This is a genomic window from Micromonospora sicca, assembly GCF_003172935.1.
Classification (GTDB): Bacteria; Actinomycetota; Actinomycetes; order Mycobacteriales; family Micromonosporaceae; genus Micromonospora; species Micromonospora sicca.
Genome location: NZ_QGKS01000073.1, coordinates 1 through 5,436, shown reverse-complemented (window position 1 = coordinate 5,436; position 5,436 = coordinate 1). Strand labels below are relative to the sequence as shown.

Here is a 5,436-nt window from a genome sequence, read left to right as displayed (position 1 = left end):
CACCCCCGGCGGCGCGCCGCGCCGAGAGGTGGGCGGCGGCGTACCGGAGGCCGTCGGGACGGGTCCGGGCGGCCTCGGTCAGCCCGTGGCGGGCCACCGCGAGCAGCTGGGCCGGGGTGCGGTGCGGCAGCACGTGCGCCGGCACCGTCGGTGCCTGAGCCGGACTGGTCGGCATGGTGTCTCCTCCGCGTGGCCGGGGCGGGCGCGTCGCGTGACGGATCGGATCCGCCGAGCGGGCGCCCGGAGCGGGTGGTGCGGAGGAAGACGCACCGTGGGGGGCCGGCCGGGTGTGGAGCTTCCCCACACCACACCCGGCCGGCGTACCGGCGGGTCCGTCGCCCGCCGCCCGGGGGTCGTGGGCGGCGGGCGACGATCCTGCCTGACGGGACCGGACTCGCGACTGCCCGGAACCCGGTGCGGTCCGCGGAACCGCACCTCCCGGGATCCGGCGCCGCGAAACACCTCTCCCGGACGTTGGAACGGGCGTACGACCGAATCGAACACTCGTTCTAACTGCCCTGACAGTACACCCCCCCTCCGACGAAAATGCAACGTGTGACGCGCCGAGGCTCGCCGGGGCCGGGTCGGATTCTCAGGCCGCGCACAGCAACGGCAAAGGCGGTACGGAGGTGGTCATCGCAGGGTTGACCCCATGAACATCGCCAGCCGTACCGAACCGACCGTCCGGTGACCGCCGCCGTCGCCGAGCGGCGAGCCACGCGTCGCGCCCTCCCGGCGGTCCCCGGCTGGTGGGCCGACGTCGCGGGCAGCGCGGCCGTGCTCAGCCTGCTGGTCGTCACCGCGCTCTGGACCGCGGACCGGGGGCTGCAGGAGCTGTTCGGCGGCCTCGCCGCCGGCCTCACCTCGCTCGGCCGGCTCACCGGCCTGCTCAGCGCCGACCTGATGCTCATCCAGGTGGTGCTGATGGCCCGGGTGCCGCTGATCGAGCGGCGCTTCGGTCAGGACCGGATCGCCCGCTGGCACCGGCTCGCCGGCTTCACCTCGTTCCACCTGCTCCTCGCCCACGTGGTGCTGACCACCCTCGGGTACGCCGGGACCGCCCGGCGCAACGTGCTGGTCGAGACCTGGGAGCTGGTCACGACGTACCCGGGGATGCTGCTGGCCACCGCGGCGCTGGCCCTGCTGGTGCTGGTGGTGGTGACCTCGGTCCGCGCCGCCCGGCGCCGGCTGCGCTACGAGTCCTGGCACCTGCTGCACCTGTACGCGTACCTCGGCATCGCCCTGGCGCTGCCGCACCAGCTCTGGACCGGGGCGGAGTTCGTCGACTCGGCGGCCGCCCGCGCCTACTGGTGGACGGTCTACCTGCTGGCGCTGGCCAGCGTGCTGGTCTTCCGGCTCGGCCTGCCGGCCTGGCGCACGCTGCGGCACCGGGTCGAGGTGGCCGCGGTGGTCCCCGAGGCTCCCGGCGTCACCTCGGTCTGGCTGCGCGGGCGCGACCTGCACCGGCTGCCCGCCCGGGCCGGGCAGTTCTTCCTCTGGCGGTTCCTGGACGGCCCCGGCTGGTCCCGGGCGCACCCGTACTCGCTGTCGGCGCCCCCGTCCGGTGACCTGATGCGGATCACGGTCAAGGACCTCGGGGACGACACCGCCCGGGTGGCCACCCTGCGCCCCGGCACCCGGGTGCTGCTGGAGGGGCCGTACGGGCGGCTGACCGGGGAGCACTGGCGCGGCGGCGGGGTCACCATGCTCGCCTGCGGTGTCGGGATCACCCCGCTGCTGGCGCTGCTCTGGGAGCTGCCGTACGCCCCGGGCGAGGCGGTACTGCTCTACCGTGCGCGTACCGGTGAGGAGCTGGCCTTCCGCGCGGAGCTGGACCGGCTCGCGGCGGAGCGCGGGGTGGTGGTGCACCTGCTGGTCGGCCCGCGGGCCCGGCGGCCCGCGTGGCTGCCCGCCTACGCCGAGGGCCCGACGCGGCGGCCCTGCGCCGGCTCTCCCCCGGCATCGCCGGTCACGACGTCTTCCTCTGCGGCCCGAACGGCTGGGTCGAGGCGGCCCGCGCCGCGACCCGGGCGGCGGGGGTGCCCGACGCGCACACCCATCACGAACGCTTCGCCTGGTGACGGGCGCGAAAGGAGGATCGATGCGACGGATCACCGTCTGGCTGCTCTCCACCGTGGCCGCCCTGGTGCTGCTGTTCAGCTACCGGACCAGCACGATGGGCCCCGGCGGCGGGAGCAGCGCGACCGCCGCCGGCTCCGACGGCTCGGCCGCGGGCTCCTGGACCGCGACCGACGACTCGGGCGACTCGGACTCGGGCGGCTCGGACTCGGGCGGCTCGGACTCGTCGAGCGGCTCCTCGGCCAACGGCTCCTCGGCCAACGGGAAGGCCACCGGCTCGGTGGCGCGGACCCGGTGGGGGCCGGTGCAGGTCCGGATCACCGTCTCCGGCGGGAAGATCACTGACGTCACCGCCCTGCAGGTGCCGGACGGCAACCGCCGGGACCAGGAGATCAACGACTACGCGGTGCCAATCCTGCGGCAGCAGGCCCTCGCCGCGCAGAGCGCGCAGATCGACACCGTCTCCGGCGCCACCGTCACCAGCGACGGCTACCGCGAATCCCTCCAGTCCGCCATCGACGCGGCGCACCTGAAGTGAGCGGGGTGGCGACCATGAACCTGACGGCGGAGCTGGACCGGCGGGCCTGGGTGGTGCAGGTGATGGGACTACCGGTCAGCGTGCACCTGCGCGGACCGCGGGTGCGCACGGACCCGGTGGCGGAGCGGGTGGAGCGGGTCTTCGCCGAGCTGCGGGAGATCGACGCGGTGTTCAGCACGTACCGACCGGAGAGCGTGCTGGGCCGGCTCGGCGGCCGGCGGCCCGACCCGGCCACCGCCGAGCCGCTCGTGCGCGAGGTGGTGGAGCTCTGCGAGCTGGCCCGGCTGCGGACCGACGGGTGGTTCGACGCCGACCGCCTGCCGCTGCCCACCGGCGGCACCGGCTTCGACCCGTCCGGCCTGGTCAAGGGCTGGGCGGTGGAGCGGGCCGCGCGGTGGCTGGCCGACCTGCCCGACCACGACCTCTGCCTCAACGCCGGCGGGGACGTGCTGCTGTGGACCGCGCCGGGCCGGCCCGCCTGGCGGGTCGGGGTGGAGAACCCCGGGCGTCCCGAGCGGCTGCTCGACGTGCTGGAGCGGGAGCGCGGCGCGGTCGCCACGTCGGGGACCTCGCGGCGCGGCGCGCACATCGTGGACCCGCACGCCGGCCGGCCCGCGGAGGCGGTCCGGTCGGTCACCGTGGTCGGGCCCGACCTGCTCTGGGCCGACGTGTACGCGACCGCGGCCGTCGCCCGCGGCGCGGACGCGCTCGACTGGCTGGCCACCCTCGACGGGTACGCCGGCCTGCTGGTGGACGCCGCCGGTCGGCTCCGGGCCACCCCGAACTGGCCCGGAACCCGACCGGCGGCTCAGACCCGCGCCGGATAGTCGGGCAGGTCGAGATCGGTGGCCAGCGAACCGGTGCCGCGGAGGAGCATCGACTGGACCGGCCCGGTGGCCAGCAGCCGGTTGCGCAGCCCCAGCCCCCACCCGGTGGCGGGGGCGAGGAACCGGCCCGGGCTGGCGCCCCGCTGCCAGCGCATCGCGTAGCCGCGCAGCCGGCTCTCGTACGCGGGGAAGGCGACCCGGTGGTCGCCGCCGGCCAGGGCCAGCTCGCCGGCCAGCACGTACGCGCCGACCACGCCGGTGCCGACGCCCATCCCGCCGAGCGTCACGCCCCAGGCCGCGTCGCCGAGCAGCACCGTCCGGCCGGTGAGCCAGCGGGGCACGCTCACCCGGCTGATCGAGTCGAAGTACAGCTCCGGCGCGTCCCGCAGGTGGGCCAGCAGGTGCGGCACGTGCCAACCCAGCCCGGCGAAGGCGTCCGCGACGAGCTTCTTCTGCTGGTCGAGGTCGCGCCAGTCGAAGTCGAGCCGGGGTGCGGCGAAGACGACGAGGGCGCCGGCCCGGTCCGGGTCGCGCTGGTCGGCGGCGACGCCGGCCATCCGCCCGGGGACGTTGTACTGCCGGGAGACGGTGTCCACCCCCAGCTCGTTGGGCAGGTCCCAGCCGGCCAGGTGGTAGCCGAGGTGCCGGACGTACGCCGACTCGGGGCCGAGGACGAGCCGCCGTACGCCCGAGTGCAGTCCGTCCGCGCCGACCACCAGGTCGACGGTGCGCGACGCGGCGCGGGCGAAGTCGACGCGTACCCCGTCGGCGGTCTCGACGAGGCCGGTGATCACGTCCCCGAACAGGTACTCCACCCGGTCGGCGCCGTGCTCGTACAGGATCCGGGAGAGGTCCCGGCGGTAGACCTCCAGGTCGCCCCCGGCGAACTCGGCCGGCAGCCGGAAGATCTCCCGGTCGTGCTCGTCCACGCAGCTGATCGCCCCGGCGTGGGTCTGCCCGGCGCGCAGCTCGTCGAGCACCCCCATGGCGGCCAGCACGCCGAGGTGGGTGGGGCCGCGGAAATCGACCGCGAAGCCGCTGGTGCGTAGCGCCGTGGCCAGCTCGACCACGGTGACCTCGGCGCCGTAGCGGGCCAGCCACCAGGCCAGCGCCGGCCCGGCGACCCCGGCCCCGGAGACCAGGACGCGCCGGCCGCGCAGCGGAAGGGTGTGAGACATCGGCTTCCCCCGTAACAAGCTAAACTGTGTCCGTCGGATACAGAGTATCGTAGACACAGTTTCGGTTCCGGACAAGACCGATCGAGGGAGACCCATGGACCGGGCGGGTGCCGGTGGCGCGGCGGACAAGCGGAAGCTCTACGAGTTGCTGTGGGGGACGCCGAGCCCGCCGCGACGTGGGCCCCGGCCCACGCTGACCCTGACGGCGATCGCCCGGGCCGGCATCGCCATCGCCGACGCCGACGGGCTCGACGGCCTGACCATGCAGCGGGTCGCCGAGTCGCTGGACGTGACCAAGATGGCGCTGTACCGGTACGTCCCCGGCAAGGCCGAACTGGTCGCCCTCATGATCGAGACGGCGGTGGGCGAACCCCCCGCGGCACCGGCGGGCGCCGGCTGGCGCGACCAGCTCGACGACTGGGCCCGGCAGCTGTTCGACCGCTTTCGGCGGCATCCCTGGGCCCTGACGGCCACCGTCGGCGCGCGCGTCATGGGCCCGAACGAGCTCGGCTGGCTGGAGCGGGCCCTCGCCGCCCTCACCGGCACCGGGCTGAACGGCGGCGAGATGCTGGACGTCGCGGTGCTCCTGCTCGGGCACGCCCGCAACCTGGCCCAGCAGGTCTCGGCGATGGACACCGGCACGCCGGAGCAGGCGCTGGAATCCGGCCTGGCGGACCTGCTCCGCGGCCGGGAGGAGCGCTTCCCGGCGCTGGTCGCCGCGGTGGAGTCGGCGGCCGCGCACGCCGCCCAGGACCAGGCCCTCGACTTCGGCCTGGCCCGCATCCTCGACGGCGTCGACCTCCTGATCGAAACC

Annotated in this window: 5 protein-coding genes and 1 pseudogene; 4 read left to right on the top strand and 2 right to left on the bottom strand. The window is 75.3% G+C overall.

The window, feature by feature from the left end:
• Positions 1-175, bottom strand: a pseudogene (locus tag DKT69_RS02085) (SAV_6107 family HEPN domain-containing protein); the annotation flags it as partial.
• A 512-nt stretch (positions 176-687) separates the two neighbouring features.
• Between DKT69_RS02085 and DKT69_RS02080 the strand changes: the two are divergent.
• Genes DKT69_RS02080 through DKT69_RS02070 form a run of 3 tightly spaced genes read left to right on the top strand, consistent with a single transcriptional unit; the run spans position 688 to position 3,444 of the window.
• On the top strand, positions 688-2,424 hold the full coding sequence (locus tag DKT69_RS02080) for a ferredoxin reductase family protein (protein WP_368666212.1): 1,737 nt from the start codon (positions 688-690) through the stop codon (positions 2,422-2,424).
• Positions 2,384-2,617 carry an FMN-binding protein gene (locus DKT69_RS39390; RefSeq protein ID WP_236647284.1) on the top strand — a complete coding sequence of 78 codons (234 nt, stop codon included), beginning with the start codon at positions 2,384-2,386 and terminating at the stop codon, positions 2,615-2,617. The genes DKT69_RS02080 and DKT69_RS39390 overlap by 41 nt, the downstream gene beginning before the upstream one ends.
• A gap of 14 nt (positions 2,618-2,631) precedes the next feature.
• Positions 2,632-3,444, top strand: coding sequence for an FAD:protein FMN transferase (locus tag DKT69_RS02070; protein WP_146230965.1), 813 nt, complete (start codon positions 2,632-2,634; stop codon positions 3,442-3,444).
• Here DKT69_RS02070 and DKT69_RS02065 read toward each other — a convergent pair.
• Positions 3,426-4,622 (bottom strand): FAD-dependent monooxygenase, encoded by a 1,197-nt coding sequence (locus DKT69_RS02065; protein WP_109799909.1) that lies wholly within the window; start codon positions 4,620-4,622, stop codon positions 3,426-3,428. The two genes, DKT69_RS02070 and DKT69_RS02065, sit on opposite strands and share 19 nt — an antisense overlap.
• Before the next feature lie 94 nt (positions 4,623-4,716).
• On the opposite strand from DKT69_RS02065, the gene DKT69_RS02060 reads away from it, so the two are divergent.
• Positions 4,717-5,436, top strand: a 720-nt coding sequence (locus tag DKT69_RS02060; RefSeq protein WP_109799908.1) for a TetR/AcrR family transcriptional regulator, incomplete at its 3' end; no start/stop codon positions are given.

What these genes read in the sequence shown, in the direction of transcription:
- DKT69_RS02065 (WP_109799909.1), bottom strand. Translation starts at nt 4,622, where the DNA reads ATGTCTCACACCCTTCCGCTGCGCGGCCGGCGCGTCCTGGTCTCCGGG.
- DKT69_RS02070 (WP_146230965.1), top strand. Translation starts at nt 2,632, where the DNA reads ATGAACCTGACGGCGGAGCTGGACCGGCGGGCCTGGGTGGTGCAGGTG.